Raw genomic sequence first — 20249 nt, 5'->3', positions numbered from 1 at the left:
CAGCCGTTCGCCCCTTGACGCCGGCTCCGCGAAAGGGGCACACAAGAGAGGCATGGTGCTCAACGCGGCGCAAAGCGCCGGAGCATAATCGGGAATGGGGGTGGGCGGACCCAATTGCGGCGCCCAAAACCCCAGCCGCCCCCGCGACTGTAAGCGGTGAGGGGCTCCGATCAGCCACTGGGCCGCAAGGTCCGGGAAGGCCGGAGAACCCCAGTGAGCCGCGAGCCAGGAGACCGGCCCTGCACGTTTTGAGGCCAACGCCGTCGGGTGTGACGGCAGGAAGGAATTGAGCCATGCATATCGAACCCGGGGTCGTGACGGGCGCCAAGCTCGTGTTGAGTTATGCAACCGGCATCGCCGCAGGCGGCGTTGCGTTGAAGCTGGCGGCCGAGACCGTCCGCGAGCAGGGCGTCGGCTCGTTCGCGGCACGCACGCTCGCCACCACCGGCCTTGTCTTCACCTTCTTCCAAATCCTGCCGCACTTCCCGGTCGGCGTGTCCGAGGTGCACTTCATCCTCGGCTCGACCCTGTTCCTGCTGTTTGGTGCTGCGCCCGCGGCCTTCGGCCTCGCGTTCGGCCTATTGCTCCAGGGCGTGTTGTTTGTGCCGACCGATCTGCCGCAATACGGCATGAACGTCACCACGCTCCTGGTGCCGCTGTTTGCGATCCAGGCGCTCGCGACGCGGATCATTCCGCGCAATACCGCTTACGTCGATCTGCAATACCGCCAGGCGCTGGCGCTCTCGACCGCCTATCAGTCCGGCATTGTCGCCTGGGTGGCGTTCTGGGCGCTCTATGGCTCCGGCTTCGGTGCGACCAACCTCGCCAACATCGCGGCGTTTGCCGGGTCCTATGCGCTGGTCGTCGTGATCGAGCCGCTCGCCGATCTCGCCGTGCTGGCGCTGGCGAAGTCGCTGCGTGGCGTCACCGCGCCCGGCCTCGTCACGCCGCGCCTGCACAACGCGGCCTGAGAGACCAGCGAAAGGGCGGCCGCTGCGGCCGCCCATCGCGCTCGCGATGCTCACGCTCTCTCTGATAGGTATCGGTTGCGGCAATCCCGAGCAGCTCACGCGCGCCGCGATTCAAGCCATCAACGCGGCCGATCTCGTCCTGATCCCGCGCAAGGGGGCTGCGAAGTCCGATCTTGCGGATCTCAGACGGATGATCTGCGCGGACGTGCTCACCAGCGACAAGACAGTCATCGCCGAATTCGATCTTCCCGTGCGCGATGCCGGTGAAGCTGATTACCGCAAGGGCGTCGACGATTGGCACGATGCGGTTGCCGCGACCTGGTCGCAGACCATTGCGAGGCATCTCGCAGGCGAGGGCAAGGTCGCGCTGCTGATCTGGGGCGACCCGTCGCTCTACGACTCCTCGTTGCGCATCGCGCGGCGGCTCCATCCGTTGCCGCATATCGAAGTTGTGCCAGGCATCACCTCGATCCAGGCGCTGTGCGCCGCGCATGCGCTGCCACTCAATGACATCGGCGAGCCGTTCCTGGTCACGACGGGGCGGCGCTTGCGCGAAGGCGGCTGGCCGCAAGGCGTCGATACCGTGGCGGTGATGCTCGACGGCGGCACGGCGTTTCAGTCGCTCGACCCGGCCGGGCTCCACATTTGGTGGGGCGCCTATCTCGGCATGCCCGATCAGATCATCATGTCCGGCGCACTGGCCGAGGCCGGTCCGCGCATCGTCGCGTTGCGGCAAGAGGCGCGCGAGCGGCACGGCTGGATCATGGACAGCTACATTCTCAAGCGAAGGCGTTGAGGCAGCATGCTTCCCGAATGGGCTTACCGGAACTGCCCCGAGATCTCCGCAGTCCATCGCGACGCGGCCGTTGCGCGGCAAGCGCAACTGACGAAGCCGACCGGCGCGCTCGGCCGGCTCGAGCAGCTCGCGATCGAGCTTGCGGGCCTGCAAGCGACGGAGCGGCCTCGCGCCGGGCGCGTGCCGATCATCGTCTTTGCCGGCGATCACGGTATCGTCGCTCAGGGCGTGTCGGCCTATCCGCAAGCCGTGACCATCGCGATGATGGCGAATTTTGCCTCCGGGGGCGCCGCGATCTCGGTGCTGGCGCGCGAGCTGGGCTCGAGCCTGGAAGTGGTTGATGCCGGCACGTTGGCCCAGGAGCAGATGGCAGGCGTCGTCACCGACAAGCCGCGCAGCGGCACGAACGACTTCAGCGTCGAGGCTGCGCTCACGCCGGCCGAATTGGCCTTCGCCTTCGAAGCCGGCAAGCGCGCGGTGGTGCGCGCCGAGGCCAGTCAGCCCGATCTGCTGATCTTCGGCGAGATGGGCATTGGCAACACCACGACATCCGCGGCGATCGCGGCGAGCCTGCTTGGTGTGAGCGCCGAGGAGATCGCGGGCAGCGGTACCGGCGTCGATGCAGCCGGTCGGGCGCACAAGGCGCGGGTGATCGATGCGGCGATCGCACGCCACAGCGTTGCCGGAGCTTCGGCCGAAAAGATCCTGTGCGCGGTCGGCGGCCTCGAGATCGCGGCGATCTCAGGCGCGATCATTGCGGCCGCGCAGCGCCGCGTTCCCGTATTGATCGACGGCTTCATCGTGTCGGTCGCGGCGCTGGCGGCGGCGCGTCTCAATCCGTCCTGCCAGCCGTTTCTGTTGCCGTCGCATCAGTCAGCAGAGCAGGGGCATCGGTTGGTGTTGCGCGCGCTCAACGTGCAGCCGCTGATCAGCCTCGATCTCAGGCTTGGCGAGGGATCGGGCGCCGCCATCGCGCTGCCGCTGGTCCGCTCGGCCTGTGCGCTTCACAACGGCATGGCGACGTTCGCACAGGCCAACGTACCGGATCGGCCTAGCTGATGCACTGATTGACGGAGACGACGCGCCAGCCGCCCGCGAGCCGGTCGATCCGGGTGAGCGACAGCGGGTCGATCACGAAGCGCAACGCGGCTTGCGGTGTCAGGTCCAGCGCGATGCAGAGCGCGGCGCGGATGGTGCCGGAATGTACGACCAGCGCTGCGGAGCCGGCGCCAATCCGCGACAGACCCAGCCGCACGCGCGCGACCTGATCCGCAAAGCTTTCGCCGTTCGGCGGCCGTCCGCACGCCGGATCGCGCCAGAACTGCGCATAGGCATCGCCACCGGTCGCGGCGAGCTCGTCATGACGATGGCCGGTCCAGTCGCCGAAATCCTGCTCGCGGAATTCGCTGACCAACTCCGGTGTGAGCCCCAGTGCGCGCGCCGTCTCGACGGTGCGCCGCGACGGGCTGGCATAGCTGGCGGCATCCGGCGGCAAGTGCTGCCGCAGAGCCGCCAATGCCGCGTGATCGCCGAGATCCGCCGGCGCATCGGCTGCATGGATCGTCCCGGCGACGCCCTCGACGGCCGCATGCCGTATCAACCAGAGGAAGGTCTCGCCTTCCATGCTCATCTCCAAGGAAGTTGGTTGCCGTGGCCACAACGCCGCAACTGCCACATTGACTCTGTCTTGGTGGTAATCCTAGATGCTCGCGACGGTTTTCCCGAGAGGGAATGAAAAGGGAATGCGGTGCGGGGCGTTGTCCCCAATGCCGTGGCTGCCCCCGCAACTGTGAGCGGATAATCCTTCGTCACGAGCCACTGGGTCCTCGGTCCCGGGAAGGCGACGAAGCGGTCATGACCCGCGAGCCAGGAGACCTGCCGTCAGCCGTGGTCACACGCGAAGATGTCGGTCGGGGAGTACAGACATTCGGCTTCATCGGACGGCTCAAGGCCAAGGGTGAGACCTCGTTCGCTGTGACGTGCCACTGACGTCATACCGAGGTTTGTACCGTGTCTTCCATCCGTATCGCACGACCGCGCCGCTTCCTGCTTGCCTCCCTGGCCTTTGCATCGTTTGCAGCCGCCGATCTGCCCGTCGCGCTGGCGCAGCAGGCCCGAGAGCCGCTGCCGCCCGTTGAGGTGTCGCCCGCTAAATCGCGCAAGCAGGCGAGACCGGTGGGCCGGGAGGCGCAGAGCGCACGTCGTGCGGTTGCACACAGGCCAGCACCCGCATCCGCAGCGCCCAGACCCGTCGTGCCGATCGCGGCAGCGCAGACGCCGCTCAACAGCAACGCGGTGGCCGAAAGCGCCTCGCGGCTCGGCCTGACCGTGCGGCAGACGCCCGCGACCGTCGAGGTGATCTCGGCCGAGACCATGCGCGAGCAGGGCTTTCGCACCGTGTCCGAGGTGGCGCAGGGGGCGGTCGGCGTCACCTCAGGGGACAATCCCGCCGAGCCTTCCGCCTTTTCCATGCGCGGCTTCACCAACAGCCAGATCAACACGCTCTACAACGGCATCAAGATCGGTCCGCAGAACATGACCTCGCGGATCGTCGACACAGCCAATCTGGAGGCCGTGGAATTCCTGAAAGGCCCGGCTTCGCTGATCTCAGGCGAGGGCGCCGCGGGCGGCGCGATCAACTTCGTCACCAAGCAGCCGCACACCGGAGCGATCCGCAACGAAGCCGATTTCTCCTGGGACTCGCTGAACTCGTTCCGTGCGCATTACGGCTCCGGCGGCAGCACCAATGTGCAGGGGCTGGACTATCGCTTCGATATCAGCCGTTCCATGCTCAACGGCTTTGCCGACGATACTAATATCAAGACGTTCGGCACGTCCGGCCAGCTCAATTACCGTGTCTCCGACAGTCTCAAGATCTGGGGCGCGCTCGAGTACCGGGAGGATCGCTCGAAAGCCTATTGGGGCGCGCCGCTGGTGCCGGTCGCCTTCAGCGGTTCGCACGCGACGAGCGGGATCGTGTCCGGCAATTACATCTCCAACTACAACGGGACCAATCTCAGTGCCGTCACGATCGACGACCGCACCTTCAACACCAACTACAACGTCCTCGACAATCGTAACGTCGCCCAGGAGGTGTGGCTGCGCGGCGGCTTTGAGCTGAAGCTGGCGCCTGATCTGACGCTGAAAAGCCAGGCCTATGGCTACGGTGCGGAACGGAGCTGGTTCAACAACGAGATCGAAGCCTTCAATTCCACCACGAACCTGGTCGATCGCGAACGCTTCTATGTCGCACACAGCCAGCGTCTGGTCGGCAACATCACCGACCTGATCTGGGACACGAATATCGCGGGCTTGGACAACCGGCTGGTCACGACGCTCTCGTCGAGCTATCTCGATTTTATTAGGCCCGGCGCGGCAAACTTTCCCGGCGATTCCGTTTCGCTGGTCGATCCCAACCGCGGCTTTTACGGCCTGCTCACGACGCAGCAGCAGACGGCGCGCATCGACAACGAGGCGCTGTCGTTCGAGGACCGTCTGAAACTGACGCGCAGCTTCGCGCTGATCGGTGGCCTGCGTGTCGAGCACATCGGGCTCGACCGCAACTCGACCGACAAGAACGGGTTAGAGAAGGCCGGCTTTCCATTCACCAAGGACTGGGCGCCGGTGACGGGCCGCATCGGCTACACCTGGGAGGCCGTTCCTGGCTTGACCTTCTTCAGCCAGTACGCCACCGGCGCCGACATCGCAGCCAACAACATCTTCCTGCTCGGTCCGACCCAGCCGCTCGACCTGACCACCGCGCGCACCTATGAGACCGGGGTCAAGCACCTGTTCTGGGACAACCGGGCGGAATGGTCGTTCTCGGCCTACGACATCCTGCGCAAGAACGTCTATGCGGCGGCCGGCGGCATGCAGTTGAATATCGCCGGACGGCAGGAGTCCAAGGGCGTCGAGCTTGCCGCCTCGGTGCGTCCGATCGAGCCGCTGCGGCTGTGGGGCAACATCGCCTATGTCGATGCGCGCTATGCCGACTACAATTTCGTCGGCGGCTCGTTCTCCGGTAACACGCCGCCGAACGTGCCGCGCATCGTTGCGAATGCCGGCGCGTCCTGGCGCTTCTTCACGCCCTGGCCGGTGGAGCTCGGCATCACCGGCCGTCATATCGGCGACCGCTACAACACCGATGCCAACGTCGTGACGATGAAGTCCTACACGGTGGCCGACGTCTATGCCTTCGTCGACATCCCCAAAACGGTGTTCAATGCAGTCGACCAGGCCCGCCTGACCTTCCGTGTCCGCAACATCACCGACAAGCGCTACGCCATCTGGGGCGATCCGTTCTATCCCGACCAGATCCTGCTGGGCGCGCCGCGCACCTACGAGATCTCGGCGGCGTTCAAATGGTGAGGCCGGGAGCGTATGATGGGCGCGATCGTCCTCTTGCACCGCTGGCTCGGGATTGCGTTCTGCCTGCTGTTCGCGATGTGGTTCGCGAGCGGAATCGTGATGCAATTCGTTCCGTTTCCGTCGCTGACGGAAGCGGAGCGATTTGCCGGACTCATGCCGGTGCATGGAGAGACGAGGATTTCGGTCGCGGACGCCGTTGCTGCGAGCGGGATCGCGGATGCCACGCGCGTTCGGCTGATCCAGCGGAGCGACGGCGCGGTCTACATTGTCTCGGGTCCCTCGCGTCAGCGCGCGATCCGCGCGGCCGACGGGAACGACGCGTCGGTGAAATCCGCTGATGTCGCACTGGCCGTTGCGCAGGCTCATGCACGCCAGCGCGAGATCGATGCCTCGCATGCGACGATTGTCGGCCGTGCGGATTACGATCAGTGGAGCGTACCGAACGGCTTCGATCGTCATCGACCCCTGTTTCGCGTGGCCCTCGGCGATACCGCCGGGACGGAAGTCTACGTCTCGTCGCTCACCGGTGAGATCGTCTTGGATACGACGCGGCGCGAGCGCGGCTGGAATCTTGCAGGCAGCGTGCTGCACTGGATCTATCCGACTGTTCTGAGAAGCAACTGGGCGCTATGGGATCGGCTGGTGTGGTCGCTATCGCTGCTGGCCCTGATCGCGGCTGTGCTGGGCGCTGTGCTCGGGATCGTGCGGATCAGGATTCACAAGCGGCAAATCTCCTCGCCTTATCGTGGCTGGCATGCCTTGCATCACCTGCTCGGCTTGGCAGCGATGGCCTTCGTGCTGACCTGGATCTTCAGTGGCTGGCTCTCGATGGATCACGGGCGGCTGTTCTCGCGCGGGCAGTTGACCGCGACGGAGGCCAGCGTGATGAACGCCGTGCCGGATTGGAGCGAGGCCTCATCGCTCGATCGCCAGCCATTATCCTCCTCGGCTGGCGAGGTCGAATGGTTCGCCTTCAACGGCTATGTCTATCGGCGCGATCGCGTTGCCCTTGACCGTCAGGCGTTGGTCAGGAGAGGCGATGCGCCGCGGGATGGACACACGGGATTCCTTGATGTGCACGAGATTCAGGCTCTGACGGGGCGGCTTACGGTCGGCTGCGGCCCACCGTCCGTCCTTCCTGATAACGACGACTACCCCGCGCTATCCGCAATGCCGGGTGCACCAGTCTACCGCTCGCGCTGTGGCGGCGACCTCTGGTTCGACATTGATGGCGCCGATGGCGGCATGCTGCAAAGACTGGATCCGTCGCGGCGCGCCTACCGCTGGCTTTACAGTGGGTTGCACAAACTCGATTTTCCGGTCTTGGCGGCCCACCCGCGGTTTCGTGATGTCGTGATCGTCGGCCTCTGTACGCTCGGGCTGGCGTTCTCCATCACCGGCATCATCATTGGCTGGCGGCGCTTGCGGTCGTCGCTGGCAGCCTGAATTGAGGCGCAACTGCGGCTCGATGCAGTCGGGTCAGCAGATCAGCAATGCCCTTGCGGCCTGTCGTCATTGACGCCTTTTCGCCGGCCGCCTTTCGGTGTAGCTCTGCGCTCGCTCGAAACGGCGGCAGTAACCCCGTTGATGACCGAAAACCATGCAGGAGGCAGCAAGGATGTATCCGAAAGTTCAGATGTTCATCGCCGGCGAGTGGACCGATGGGTCGTCCGGCAAGTCGGAGGACATCCTCAATCCCGCCACCGGCCAGCCGATCGGCAAGACCCCGCACGCCTCGCGCGCGGATCTCGACCGCGCGCTGGAAGCGGCCAAAGCCGGCTTCGACATCTGGCGCAAAACCTCGCCGTTCGACCGTTACAAGCTGATGCGCAAGGCCGCCGACATCATCCGCTCGCGCGCCGCCGAGATCGCACCCGTGATGACCATGGAGCAGGGCAAGCCCGTAGTCGAAGCGCAGGGCGAGACCATGCTGGCCGGCGACCTCATCGACTGGTTCGCGGAAGAAGCGCGCCGCGCCTATGGCCGCATCGTGCCGCCGCGGATGGGCAACGTCTCCCAGCTCGTGACCAAGGAGCCAGTCGGCCCGGTCGCAGCCTTCACGCCCTGGAATTTCCCGATCAACCAGGCGGTGCGCAAAATCTCGGCCGCGCTCGCCGCGGGCTGCTCGATCATCGTCAAGGGACCGGAAGAGACGCCCGCGAGCTGCATGGAGCTGGTGCGCGCCTATGCGGATGCCGGCATTCCCCCAGGCGTCGTCCAGCTGGTGTTCGGCGTGCCGGCGGAAGTATCGGAATATCTCATCCCGCACCCGATCATCCGCAAGATCAGCTTCACCGGCTCGACCGCGGTCGGCAAGCATCTGGCCGCGCTCGCCGGCCTGCATATGAAGCGCGTCACCATGGAGCTCGGCGGCCATGCACCGGCGATCGTGTTCGCGGATGCCGACCTCGACAGCGCCGCCAAGATTCTGTCGGCCAACAAGTTCCGCAACGCCGGCCAGGTCTGCGTCTCGCCGACGCGCTTCCTGGTGCATGAGAGCGTCTACGAGCCCTTCGTCGACAAGTTCGTGGCGGCGGCCAAGAGCCTCAAGGTCGGCAATGGCCTCGACAAGGATACCCGCATGGGGCCGCTGGCGAACCCGCGCCGGGTCGACGCCATGGAGGGCTTCGTCTCCGACGCCGTCCAGCGCGGCGCCAAGGTCAAGGCCGGCGGCAAGCGCATCGGCAACGAAGGCTTCTTCTTCGAGCCGACGGTGCTCACCGACGTGCCGCGCGATGCCCGCATCATGAACGAGGAGCCGTTCGGCCCGCTGGCGCCGGTCACCTCCTTCCGCAGCTATGACGAGGTGGTGGCCGAGGCCAACCGTCTGCCATATGGTCTGGCGGCCTATGCCTACACCACCTCGACCAAGACGATGCAGGCCATCGGTGCCGACATCGAGAGCGGCATGGTCTCGATCAACCATCACGGTCTCGCGCTGCCTGAAGTGCCGTTCGGCGGCATCAAGGATTCCGGCTACGGCTCCGAAGGTGGCCTTGAGGCGATCGAAGGTTATCTCAACACGAAGTTCGTCACCCAGGCGAGCGCGTAAAGAAAGACGCGATGTCATTCCGGGGCGCGCGAAGCGCGAGCCCGGAATCCATCGCACAGCACGTGACGCGGACAAATGGATTCCGAGCTCGCGCCAATTGGCGCGCCCCGGGATGCCGATGAGTGGTGGTGTTCACGTAGCCCGGATGAGCGAAGCGACATCCGGGAATCCAGTCGCGGTTGTCCCGGGTATCGCTTCGCTCACCCGGGGCTACGATCTTCTGCGTTGCCTGACGGGCGAGACATGGACAACAGCCGTCACCCGAGCAAGCGCGTATCCCTTGCGGGAATGCATATCGACCGGAGCTCGGCCGTACCGCTGCATTTGCAGATCGCGGCTCACATCCGCAATAGCATCCTGCGTGGCGTCTTTCCGGCTGGGATGCAATTTCTGGGATCGCGCGAGATCGCGCGCGAACTGGGCTGTTCGCGCACAGTGGTGCTGACCGCCTGGGATCTGCTCTACGCCGAGGGCTATCTCGCATCGACGCCGCGCGGCAGTGTCATGGTGGCTTCCGTTGCGGCTTCGCATGTGGAGCCGCCGTCCGCCGCGTCGCCCGCAACCGAGCCCGCCCAACATGTCGGAGCGTTGGCGCTCGCTGCTCGGCCTCGATTACGAGACCATTGGCCGTCCGTGTTCGCTCCCGGCGCGCCAGACGTTTCAACTTTTCCGTTCAAGGACTGGTCGCGCCTGCTGCGCCAGGCCTGGCAAAATCCAAGAGAGCAGGAGTGCCTCGATCTTCCGCCCGAAGGCCATCCGCGATTGCGGAGCGAGATCGCGAGCTTCCTCGGCTCGGTGCGCGGTCTCGTTTGCTCGCCGGAAGAGGTCGTCGTCACCTCCGGCACATCGGGGGCACTGGATTTTTGCAGCCGGATGATCCTCGATCCCGGCGACGAGGTCTGGGTCGAGGAGCCCGGCTTCGTCGAGGCGCGATGGGCGCTCACCGCGGCCGGCGCAAAGCTGGTTCCCATACCGGTCGACGACAAGGGGCTGGTCGTCTCGGAAGGAGTACGGCGCGCACCACGCGCGCGGCTGATCGTGGTCACGCCGTCGCATCAATATCCGCTGGGCGTCAGCATGGGGCTGGAGCGGCGGCTCGAGCTGCTCGACTGGGCGAACAAGAAGGACATCTGGGTGATCGAGGACGATTACAATTCGGAGTTCAGGCATCAGGACAGCATGACCGCCGCGCTGCGCTCGCTCGATCGCGAGGGCCGGGTGATCTATTTCGGCACCTTCTCGAAGATCATGATGCCGAACCTGCGGCTCGGATACCTCGTCGCGAACAGGCATTTCATCGAAGGATTCGCCAAGGGCCGCGCGCGCATCGACGTGCACACCTCCGGCATCGGACAGCTCGCTCTGGCAGAATTCATGCGGGAAGGGCATCTGCTGCGACACCTGCGCGCAATGCGGCGGGTCTATGCTGCGAGGCGCAGGGCGCTGATCGACGCGATCGGAGCCCTGATGCCGGATGATCTGACCGTGTCTTCCGCCGTCACCGGCCTGCACCTTGTGGCGCTGTTCACCGATGTAATGCAACGGCGGATGAGCGATCGCGAGGCGGCCGCGATCCTGAAGGGAGCCGGCATCCACGTGCAACCTCTGTCGCAGAATTTTCTGGAACGGCCGACGCGGCAAGGCCTGGTGTTCGGCTACGGGCGGCTGCGCGTCGAGGACGCTACTCCGCTGCTTACGAGAATCGCAGCCTGCATCGGCGGCACTTCTCTCAACGCATCATCCGATGCTGCCAAGACGCTCTCTTACTGATCGTACAATAAAGAGGGGCTGAGCCGACTGCCGTGCATAGCTGATAGGCACCCTGGATATCCCGCGCTGCCGATTGATCGCCTGCAAATTAGACAGCTGATCTTGATCGCTTGGATTGCGGTGCAATAGGCATCGCGATTTGCTGAGAGAAATCCGTGTTGCGCTGCACGTTTCTAGCGTGGAACGGCGCGCGCTCGCGTGCTGTCTAGGCAGGCACGACTGCACCAAAACGTGCATCAGGTTGTGCGGTGCGCCGCGCCGGCTGCTTGCTGGCCCAGCGAATTGCGGCAACTCTGGCCCTATCGGAGGCCACCGCTCTGTCGCACGCTCGCAGACGATGGCATGACAGGGGATGCATGATGAGCGCTCTCGGTTCGGCATTCGACGTGGCGATGAACGGGAAGGACCCGGCGTCCGGTTCGGACGTCGCGTGTAGCTGACCCCAGACATGAGCGCTTACGAAAATTACTGGGAAGTCGGCACCGATATCGGTGGCACTTTCACCGACATCATCGCCATCAGGCGCGACTCCGCGGAAGCCCGGATCGCAAAGGTGCCGTCGCGCCCACAGGCGCCGGTTCAGGCAATGCTGGAGGCGATCGAGGCGGTGGGCCTGCGCAAGAGCGAGGTCAAGCGCTTCGTCCATGGCACCACGCGCGTCACCAACGCCATCGTCGAGAACCGGCTGCCGAAGGTGGCGCTGGTCGCGACCGAAGGCTTTGCCGATGTGCTGGAGATCGCGCGCTATCGCCGGCGCGACCTCTATCGGCTCGACATTCCGCCGAAATCGCCGCCGTTGGTTCCGCCGGAACGCTGCTTCGGGCTTGCCGAGCGCCTCGATCACGAGGGCCGGGTGCTGAGGGCGCTGGAGGAAACGGAGATCGAGCGTCTGCTGGCCTGGCTGAAGGAGACCGGCGTTCAGAGCGTCGCGGTCGCTCTGCTTCACGCTTATGCTAATCCGGCGCATGAAAAGATGCTGGGTGAGCGGCTCAAGGATGTCGTCGCTCATGTTTCGCTCTCTCACGAGGTCAACCCCGAGGCTCGCGAATATGAGCGGACCTCCGCGACCGTATTCAACGCCGCCGCGATGCCGATCGCGGTCGAATATCTCAGCGAGCTCGAGCAGCGGCTGCCGATCGGCCCCGGCTTGCAGGTGTTTCATTCCGCTGGCGCGATGGTCCCGATTTCGGCGGTGAAGCGACGGCCGCTGGTGATGGCGATGTCGGGCCCGGCCGCTGGCGTCTCGGCTTCCGTCAGCATCGCACGCCAGCTCGGCGCCTCGCGGATGCTGACGTTTGACATGGGCGGCACCACGACCGACGTCTGTCTCATCGTGGATGGGCAGGCCGAGATGACCGACGGCCGCATGCTCGGCGACAAGCCGTTGCGCCAGCCGATGCTCGCGGTTCATTCCATCGGCGCCGGCGGCGGATCGATCGTGCGTAACTGTCCCGGCGGCCTGACGGTCGGGCCGGAGAGCGCCGGCTCCGAGCCCGGCCCGGCCTGCTACGGCCGCGGCGGCACGGAGCCGACAATCACCGATGCCAACGCCGTGCTCGGCTATCTCAATCCCGAAACGAAACTCGGCGACCGCATCGGGATCGACATTGAGGCCGCAAAACGCGTCATCGAGCCGATCGCGCACGCGCTCGGACTGAGCCTCACCGAAACTGCGCTCGGCATCATCAAGGTCGCGAACGCGACCATGGCCCGTGCGCTCCGCCGCGTCACGGTCGAGCGCGGCATCCACGGACGCGACTGCACGCTGCTCGCCTTTGGCGGCGGCGGCCCGATGCATGCGGCCGGTCTCGCCGATCTCTACGGGATCGCAGAGGTCGTCGTGCCCAGCGCGTCGAGTGCGTTCTCGGCGCTGGGCTGCCTCATCGCCGATTTCAGCTTCCTGCAGCAGCAGACCCTTCGCGCCGCCCTCGACGGCATCGATTTCGCGCGCGTGTCGGAGCGGATCGAGGCCTTGATTGCCGATGCTTCGGCACCGCTTCTCGCCAACGGCGTTGCGAAGGCGGAGATTCAGGTCGAGCTGGTAGCCTTGATGCGCTATGCCGCGCAGAATGACGCCATTCCGGTTCCGTTCGTGCTGCCGCTCGATGTCGCCAGGCTGAAGCAGGATTTCCTCGCGCGGCATCACGCGCTGTTCGGCTATGCGACCGGTGAGCCTTGCGTGATTAAATCCGTGCGGGTTCAGGCCCGCCGCCCATCGACGACTATCGTGAGGCGGCCGGCGACGGCAGCGAGGGCGGTGTCTACGGGTACGCGCAGCTGCTCGTTCGGCGGCTTCCACGAGATCGCGACAGCAATCATCGACCGCGCCGCGCTCACGGAGACCGTCAGCGGTCCGGCCATCATCGAAGACGCGTGGTCGACCGTGGTGGTGCCGCCGGGCTGGCAGGTAAAGCCTGATACCGCCGGCAATCTATTCCTGACGCGGGGGGCAGCATGAAGCTCGATCCGTTCGTCGTGGAGGTTATCAGACACGGGCTGTCCGCCGCGGCCGAGGAGATGAGTTTGGTGATGACGCGCTCGGCGCGCTCGCCGCTGCTGCGCGAGGCCGGCGACCTGTCGTCGGCGATCACCGATGGCTACGGCGACCTCGTCGGGCAGGGCCGCGACATTCCGATCCATCTCGGCGCGATGGCCTACACCATCCCCGAACTCTTAAAGGTGATGCCGCGCGACAGCCTGAATGACGGCGACGTCGTGATCTACAATGTCGGCGCACTCGGCGGCAATCATCTCAACGACGTCAAGGTCGTGCGGCCCGTCTTCTTCGAGGGCGAGATCGTGGCCTTCGCGGTCAGCCTCGCGCACTGGCCTGATATCGGCGGCACCTGGCCCGGCAGCTACTTTGCCAAGGCCATCGACACGTTCCAGGAGGCGATGCGGATTCCGCCGGTGCTGATCGCGACCGCGGCCGGCGTCAACGCGCCGATCGTGCAGCTCCTCAAGGCCAATGTTCGCGACGCCGAATCTTGCGAGGGCGATCTTCTGGCGCAAATCGCGGCGACCAAAGCCGGCGAGAAGCGCATCATCGAGCTCTGCCGTGAGCATGGCAAGGCCGTTTTCATGGCGACGCAATCGCGCCTGCACGATCTCTCTGAAATCGAGATGCGCGAGGCGCTGCGCGACCTGCCCGACGGCGTCTACGAGGGCGAGGATTACCTCGATGACGGCAGCGCGAACAACGCGCCGGCGCGTATCCACGTCAAGATCACCATTCGCGGCGACGAGGCGACCTTCGACCTCTCCGGAAGCTGTGACCGCGTCTCCAATTTCTGCAACACGACGCCGTTCATGGCGCGTTCGGCTGTCGCTTATGCCGCGCGCATCATGAGCGGACGCGACATGCAGCAGAACGCCGGCGCGCTGCGGCCTCTGACCATCATCACGCGCCCGGGCTCGATCCTCGAGCCCGGATGGACCGCCTCCGTTGCCGCCGGCAACCACGAGACCTCCATGCGCATCGTCGACGCGATTTTCCGCGCGATGCAGCACACCATTCCTGAGCGTCTGTCGGCGGGCGGGGCGACCACCGCGGGCGTGCTGTTCTTTGCGGAGCCGCGGCCGAGCGGATCGTGGAAGATGCTCTACGAGGTCCATGGCGGCGGCGAAGGCGCGCGGCACGATCGGGCCGGCACTTCCGCAACCCGCGTGCATCTGTCCAACACCTCGAACACGCCGGTCGAGGTGATCGAGGCGAACTACGCGATCCGCCTCGAGCAACAGGCAATTCGCCGGCAGTCCGGCGGTGCGGGCGCTCATCGCGGCGGTGACGGTTCGGTCCGCACCTATCGCATCCTTGCGCCCTCGATGCACCTGACCACTTGCATCGAGCGGATGGTGATTGCGCCCTGGGGCATGCAGGGCGGCGAATCCGGCAGGCCCTGCCGCATCTCGCTGGTCAGGCAGGGCGCGAACATCGCTATCGACGGCAAGTCGAACCTGGTGTTGCAGCAAGACGATCTCGTCACGATCGAAATGTGCGGCGGCGGCGGTTACGGCGCCGTGGCCGCAGAGTGAGGGGACCCGCGATGAGCAGATTGTTGCGAACCGGGCTGAATGCGGGCGAGGCCGCGCCGATGGCTGTGGTCGGCGGCGAGGGCGTCTACTTCCATCTGTCGAACGGCCGCAAGCTGATCGACGGCAGCAACACCGGCGGCGGTCTCGGCCATCGTCATCCCGCGATGGTGGAGGCGATCCAACGCGCGGCGGATACGCCTGTCGTCAACGAAGGCTGGACCTGGGTCGGACGCGAGCAGGCCGCGGACGACCTGATGACGACGGCTTTCAAGGGCGAGGAGGACTGGGTCGGCGCGGTGCGCTTCTGCATCAGCGGCAGCGAGGCCAATGACATGGCGCTGTCGCTGTGCCAGGCGCTGACACAGCGCTCGGCGCTCGCCACGCGCGAGCGCGCCTATCACGGCATCACCGGCCTATCGCGCAGCATGACCGTGCAGCCGCAATGGCACGGTGGCCTCGCCGTGCACGCAGGCGGCTCGAAGCTGCCGGCGCCGATGGCGCCGGTGCGGATCCTGCCCGCGCCGGATGGTGCGATCTATGGCGCGCCGACCAACAATACGCCGCCGAGCGAGTATCTGGCGGACGCCACGCGCCTGCTCTCGGATACCGCGGCGACGATCATCGATTACACGCAAGGAGGCATCTATTACGACAGCGCGTATCAGGACGAGGTGGCGCGCTGTGCGCGGCAGACGGGCTCGTACTGGATCGCCGACGAGGTCGTCACCGGCGCCGGCCGGGCCGGCCGCTGGTTCGCGTTCCAGGGCGCGCAGAGCCGCCCCGATATTGTGACGCTCGGAAAATCGCTCGGCGGCGGCGCTGCCGCGGTAGCTGCGGTGGTCGTGTCCAAGGACATCGTCGAGCGGCTCAAGGGCACGAGTTGGCAGAACTACGGTACGCTGCGCGGCCATCCGATCAGCATGGCGGCCGTCAGCGCCTACCTGAAGGTCGTCAGCGGAGACAAGATTCTGGAGCACGTGCAGAATCTAGCGAAGATGTTCGCCCGACGCCTGCTCGCGATCGCGCAAAAGCATCCGAGCGTGCGGCGCGTGGCGGGCCAGGGGCTGCACTGGACAGTGGAGCTGCACGGCCCGGACTGGCGCACCTGGCATGCCGACACGACCGAAGTGCCGATCGCCTCGCGCGTCGCGGAGCGCGCGCTGGAGGCGGGTGCGGTGATCGGGACCAGCGGCGAGCAGACCTCGCTGTTCCTGGCACCGCCGCTGGTGATCTCCGAGCGCGAGGCTGCGCTGCTGCTCGACGCGCTTGACCACGGCCTCGATATTGCCGACGAGGAGCACGGGTGAATGCAGGTCATGCAACGCATACCTGGCCGTCTCGCAGGCCTCCGGCTGGAAATTCCGGGCGATGCTGCGTTAAGCTGCGCGCGCCGGCACATCGTTGAAATTGTGGCTTCTGCCAAGACATCTTCTGTAAAGACATCACCAGGAATTCGCTGATGCGTATCGTCAATGTCGCCGCCGCCCAGATGGGCCCGATCCAGAAGGCCGATAGCCGCGAGGCCGTGGTCAAGCGCATGATCGCGCTGATGGACGAGGCGAAAGCTAAGGGCGCCGACCTGATCGTCTATCCCGAGCTGGCGCTGACGACGTTCTTCCCGCGCTGGTACGTGGAAGATCGCTCCGAGTTCGACATCTGGTTCGAGCGCGAGATGCCGAACGCGGCGACGAAGCCGCTGTTCGAGCGTGCGGCGCAGCACGGGATGGCGATGAATTTCGGCTATGCGGAGCTGACGCCGGACGGCCATCACTTCAACACCGCTGTTCTCACCGACAAGTCCAGCAAGATCGTCGGCAAATACCGCAAGGTCCATTTGCCGGGCCACGTCGAGTACGACACCAAGCGCTCGCATCAGCACCTGGAGAAGCGCTATTTCGAGCCGGGCGATCTCGGCTTCAACGTCTGGCGCACGCTGGGCGGCATCATCGGCATGGCCATCTGCAATGACCGCCGCTGGCCGGAGACTTATCGCGTCATGGGCCTGCAGGGTGTCGAGATGGTGCTGATCGGCTACAACACGCCGTCGGTCAACGCGGAGAAGAGCGAGGAGGGCGTCGAGAAGCGCCTGTTCCACAACCGCCTCTCGGTGCAGGCCGGTGCCTATCAGAACGCGACCTGGGTGGTCGCGGTGGCCAAGGCCGGCGTCGAGGACGGCCACCCACTGTTCGGCGGCAGCCTGATCGTCGATCCCAACGGCGAGATCGTCGCCGAAGCAAAGACTGAAGACGACGAGGTTCTGGTGTACCCTTGCGACCTGGATGCGACGACGTTTGGCAAGACCACGATCTTCGATTTCGCCCGGCACCGCCGCATCGAGCATTACGGCCTGATCACCAGTCAGACCGGCGCAGTGCCGCCGCCGGAGAGGTGATGCCGATGGTGGACAAGGGCATCTCACTGCGTGAACTCGATCCGCGCGATCGCTACAAGCTGCTTTGCGGCGTGGTCGTGCCGCGGCCGATCGCGCTGGTGACCACGCTGGACGAGAATGGCGCGATCAACGCCGCACCATTCAGCTTCTTCAACGTGTTCTCCGAGAACCCCGCGCTGATCGTGCTCGGGCTCCAGCACAAGCCGGATCACTCGCCGAAGGACACGACCCGCAACATCCATCGCGACGGCGAGTTCGTCGTTCACATGGTGGACGAGGCGCTGTCGGTGGCGATGAACGACTGCGCGGTCGACTTCCCGTCCGGCGACAGCGAGGTCGCCGCGACCGGGCTTGTGACGCTTCCCTCGATCGACGTGAAGGTGCCGCGCCTCGCCGCCGCGCCGTTCGCGCTGGAATGCCGGCGCCACGTCGTGCTGAACTTCTCTCCGGATCGCGAGCTTCTGGTCGGCGAGGTGCTCAGGATGCACGCGCGTGAGGGTCTCGTCGATACCGCCAACATGTATGTCGATCTCGACGCCTACCGGCCGGTCGGTCGCATGTTCGGCAATCTCTACACCACGCAGCGGGACACGTTTGCGCTTGTCCGCGAGAGCCATGCGCAATGGCTCGCGCGCCAGGAAACTAAAGAGCTGAAGGACGCCTAGTGAGACGAGAATTGCACCGTACCCAGCGCCATGGTGGCGGCCGCCTGTGTCGGGTCGATCACGGGAATGCGGAGCGTGTCTTCGAGCGGGCGGCGGTGGCGCGCCATGCCGGCGCAGCCCATCACGATGGCGCGGGCGCCGTCCTCGTCGCGCAGCGCGCGACCGACCTCGATCATCTTGGCCAGCGTGCCTTCACCGGAGGCAGTTTCCGCAACGCTCATGTTCAGCGGTCGCTCGCCGGCAAGGCGCTCCGTCAGTCCCATCTGCCTGAGATAGCGCATGTGACGCGGGATCGAGCGCTGGGCGATCGCAATCACGCCAAAAGTTTCGGCGCGGGCGAGCGCGGTCAGCACGCCGCACTCGGCAATGCCGAACACGGGGCGATCGGTGCCTTCGCGGCAGACCTGAAGCCCGGGATCGCTATAGCAGGCGATGACGAAGGCGGCCGACCTGTTGTCGCTTTCGACCAGCTTTCGCAGCGGCATCGCAACGCTATCGACGTCGGCCTGACTTTCGATGCCGAAGGGACCCTCTGTCAGCGTCTGGCAGACCACCTCCGGCCCGCCCTCGAAACCGAGCGGCCTCAACGCATCCTCCAGCCCTTGCGTGACCGCAGGATTGGAGTTCGGATTGATGACGAGAATGCGCGGCCGGGACATCATGGTCTTCCTGCGAAATTGCGAATACGTGCCTTGAGCCTATCACGGAGTGCCTCATGACTGAACCCGCTTACGACCTGATCATCCGCGGCGGCCGTGTCGCCACCACGACCGACGTCTTCGAGGCCGACGTCGCCATATCAGGCGAGATCATCGCGGCCATCGGCCGCGGGCTTGCCCCTGCCAAGCGCGAGATCGACGCACGCGGCAAGCTGGTGCTGCCCGGCGGCGTCGACAGCCACGCCCATATCGAGCAGTTGTCGGCCGCCGGCATCATGAACGCCGACACTTTTGAGAGCGCGACCGTCTCGGCCGCTTTCGGCGGCACCACCACGGTGATTCCGTTCGCGGCCCAGCATGTCGGCATGAAGCTGCCGCAGGTGGTGGAGGATTATCACGCGCTGGCGAAGAAGGGCGCGGTGATCGACTACGCCTTTCACATGATCATTGCGGACGCGACCAAGGAGACGGTCGAGGAGCACATTCCGGCCCTGGTGAAGCAGGGCCACGCCTCGATCAAGATCTTCATGACCTATGACCGGCTCAAGGTCGATGACGAGCCACTGCTCGACATCCTGCTTGCCGCGCGCCAGTCCGGCGCGATGCTGTGCGCGCATGCCGAAAACCACGGCATCATCGCCTGGATGGTGAAGCGGCTGCTCGCGCGCGGCTACACAATGCCGAAGTACCACGCCGTCAGCCACGCCCGCGTGTCGGAGGCGGAAGCCTTCACCCGGCTAATCGGCATGGCAGCGCTGATCGACCAGCCGATCATGATCTTCCATGTCTCGACCGCCGAAGGCGCCAAGGTGATCCGCGATGCGCGCGGGCAGGGGCTCAAGGTCTTCGCCGAGACCTGTCCGCAATATCTGTTCCTCACGGCCAATGATCTCGACAAGCCTGGCGCTGAAGGCGCCAAATGGATGTGCAGCCCGCCGCCGCGGACGCAGGCCGATCAGGAAGCGCTGTGGCAGGCGCTATCGCTCGGCGATCTCCAGACCATCTCGTCGGATCATGCGCCGTATCGGTATGACGAGACCGGCAAGCTGCGCGCCGGACCCAATCCGAATTTCAAGCAGGTCGCCAACGGTCTGCCCGGACTGGAGCTGCGACTGCCGCTGCTGTTCGACGCGATGGTGTCGAAGGGACGGCTCGGCCTCGAAAAGTTCGTCGAGCTGACCGCGACGGCGCCGGCAAAGATCTACAATCTGCATCCGCGCAAGGGCTCGATCGCCGTCGGTGCCGACGCAGACATCGCGATCTGGGATCCCAACCGCGAAACCGTGATCGCGGACGAGATGATGCACGATCTGGCTGGCTACACGCCGTTCGCGGGTCGCACGCTGAAGGGTTGGCCGGTGTCGGTGCTCTCGCGCGGCCGCGTGATCGTCGACGGCAACAAGTGTCTCGCGAGCCCCGGCAGCGGAAAATTCCTGGCGCGCAGCGGCGGCGAGGCAGCAAAGCCGACCGGCCGGCTCGTCGCCGACATGGATCCGGAACGGAATTTCGGAGCACAACTGCTGTGACGGTGGATGGCGTGC

Annotated in this window: 15 protein-coding genes and 2 riboswitches; of the genes, 13 read left to right on the top strand and 2 right to left on the bottom strand. The window is 65.4% G+C overall.

The annotated features are described in order from the left end of the window. Positions 1–36: 36 nt before the first annotated feature. Positions 37–257, top strand: a riboswitch (cobalamin riboswitch). A gap of 36 nt (positions 258–293) precedes the next feature. Genes P6U29_RS26895 through cobT form a run of 3 tightly spaced genes read left to right on the top strand, consistent with a single transcriptional unit; the run spans position 294 to position 2826 of the window. Continuing rightward, positions 294–971, top strand: a complete 678-nt coding sequence (locus P6U29_RS26895; RefSeq protein ID WP_407113101.1) for an energy-coupling factor ABC transporter permease — start codon at positions 294–296, stop codon at positions 969–971. Positions 972–1017: 46 nt separating this feature from the next. Beyond that, positions 1018–1767 carry a precorrin-6A synthase (deacetylating) gene (cobF, locus tag P6U29_RS26890; protein WP_407113100.1) on the top strand — a complete coding sequence of 250 codons (750 nt, stop codon included), beginning with the start codon at positions 1018–1020 and terminating at the stop codon, positions 1765–1767. Positions 1768–1773: 6 nt separating this feature from the next. Then, positions 1774–2826: a nicotinate-nucleotide--dimethylbenzimidazole phosphoribosyltransferase gene (gene cobT / locus P6U29_RS26885; protein WP_407113099.1), complete on the top strand. Its 1053-nt coding sequence runs from the start codon at positions 1774–1776 to the stop codon at positions 2824–2826. On the opposite strand, the gene P6U29_RS26880 is transcribed toward cobT, so the two are convergent. Continuing rightward, entirely contained in the window at positions 2819–3391 is a 573-nt protein-coding gene (locus P6U29_RS26880; RefSeq protein WP_407113098.1) for a histidine phosphatase family protein, read from the bottom strand. The genes cobT and P6U29_RS26880 overlap by 8 nt on opposite strands. A 72-nt stretch (positions 3392–3463) precedes the next feature. Next, a riboswitch (cobalamin riboswitch) is annotated at positions 3464–3665 on the top strand. 112 nt (positions 3666–3777) lie between these two features. On the opposite strand from P6U29_RS26880, the gene P6U29_RS26875 reads away from it, so the two are divergent. From P6U29_RS26875 to P6U29_RS26835, 9 genes are all read left to right on the top strand, one after another. Further along, positions 3778–6135, top strand: a complete 2358-nt coding sequence (locus P6U29_RS26875; RefSeq protein ID WP_407113097.1) for a TonB-dependent receptor — start codon at positions 3778–3780, stop codon at positions 6133–6135. A gap of 12 nt (positions 6136–6147) precedes the next feature. Next, a complete protein-coding gene (locus P6U29_RS26870) occupies positions 6148–7581 on the top strand; it encodes a PepSY domain-containing protein (protein ID WP_407113096.1) in 1434 nt (477 codons plus the stop codon). A 172-nt stretch (positions 7582–7753) separates the two neighbouring features. Beyond that, a complete protein-coding gene (locus P6U29_RS26865; protein WP_407113095.1) occupies positions 7754–9187 on the top strand; it encodes an NAD-dependent succinate-semialdehyde dehydrogenase in 1434 nt (477 codons plus the stop codon). A gap of 243 nt (positions 9188–9430) precedes the next feature. Beyond that, positions 9431–10957, top strand: coding sequence for a PLP-dependent aminotransferase family protein (locus P6U29_RS26860; RefSeq protein ID WP_407113094.1), 1527 nt, complete (start codon positions 9431–9433; stop codon positions 10955–10957). A gap of 448 nt (positions 10958–11405) precedes the next feature. Then, complete coding sequence (locus tag P6U29_RS26855; protein ID WP_407113093.1) at positions 11406–13415, top strand: hydantoinase/oxoprolinase family protein; 2010 nt, start codon at positions 11406–11408, stop codon at positions 13413–13415. Then, a complete protein-coding gene (locus tag P6U29_RS26850; protein WP_407113092.1) occupies positions 13412–14992 on the top strand; it encodes a hydantoinase B/oxoprolinase family protein in 1581 nt (526 codons plus the stop codon). Before P6U29_RS26855 ends, P6U29_RS26850 begins: the two co-directional genes overlap by 4 nt. 11 nt (positions 14993–15003) lie before the next feature. Then, a complete protein-coding gene (locus P6U29_RS26845) occupies positions 15004–16299 on the top strand; it encodes an aminotransferase class III-fold pyridoxal phosphate-dependent enzyme (protein WP_407113091.1) in 1296 nt (431 codons plus the stop codon). A gap of 152 nt (positions 16300–16451) precedes the next feature. Beyond that, on the top strand, positions 16452–17384 hold the full coding sequence (locus P6U29_RS26840) for an N-carbamoyl-D-amino-acid hydrolase (RefSeq protein WP_407113090.1): 933 nt from the start codon (positions 16452–16454) through the stop codon (positions 17382–17384). Continuing rightward, positions 17384–18049 carry a flavin reductase family protein gene (locus tag P6U29_RS26835; protein ID WP_407113089.1) on the top strand — a complete coding sequence of 222 codons (666 nt, stop codon included), beginning with the start codon at positions 17384–17386 and terminating at the stop codon, positions 18047–18049. Before P6U29_RS26840 ends, P6U29_RS26835 begins: the two co-directional genes overlap by 1 nt. On the opposite strand, the gene P6U29_RS26830 is transcribed toward P6U29_RS26835, so the two are convergent. After that, positions 18046–18708, bottom strand: coding sequence for an aspartate/glutamate racemase family protein (locus P6U29_RS26830; RefSeq protein ID WP_407113088.1), 663 nt, complete (start codon positions 18706–18708; stop codon positions 18046–18048). The genes P6U29_RS26835 and P6U29_RS26830 overlap by 4 nt on opposite strands. 56 nt (positions 18709–18764) lie before the next feature. Here P6U29_RS26830 and hydA point away from each other — a divergent pair, with 56 nt between their 5' ends. Further along, entirely contained in the window at positions 18765–20234 is a 1470-nt protein-coding gene (gene hydA, locus P6U29_RS26825) for a dihydropyrimidinase (RefSeq protein ID WP_407113087.1), read from the top strand. The last annotated feature ends 15 nt before the right edge of the window (positions 20235–20249 follow it).

The organism is Bradyrhizobium sp. LMG 9283 (genome assembly GCF_045571415.1).
In the GTDB taxonomy this organism is placed as follows: domain Bacteria; phylum Pseudomonadota; class Alphaproteobacteria; order Rhizobiales; family Xanthobacteraceae; genus Bradyrhizobium.
The sequence above is the reverse complement of the archived record's forward strand: the minus strand, read 5'-3'. Positions and strand labels throughout refer to the sequence as shown.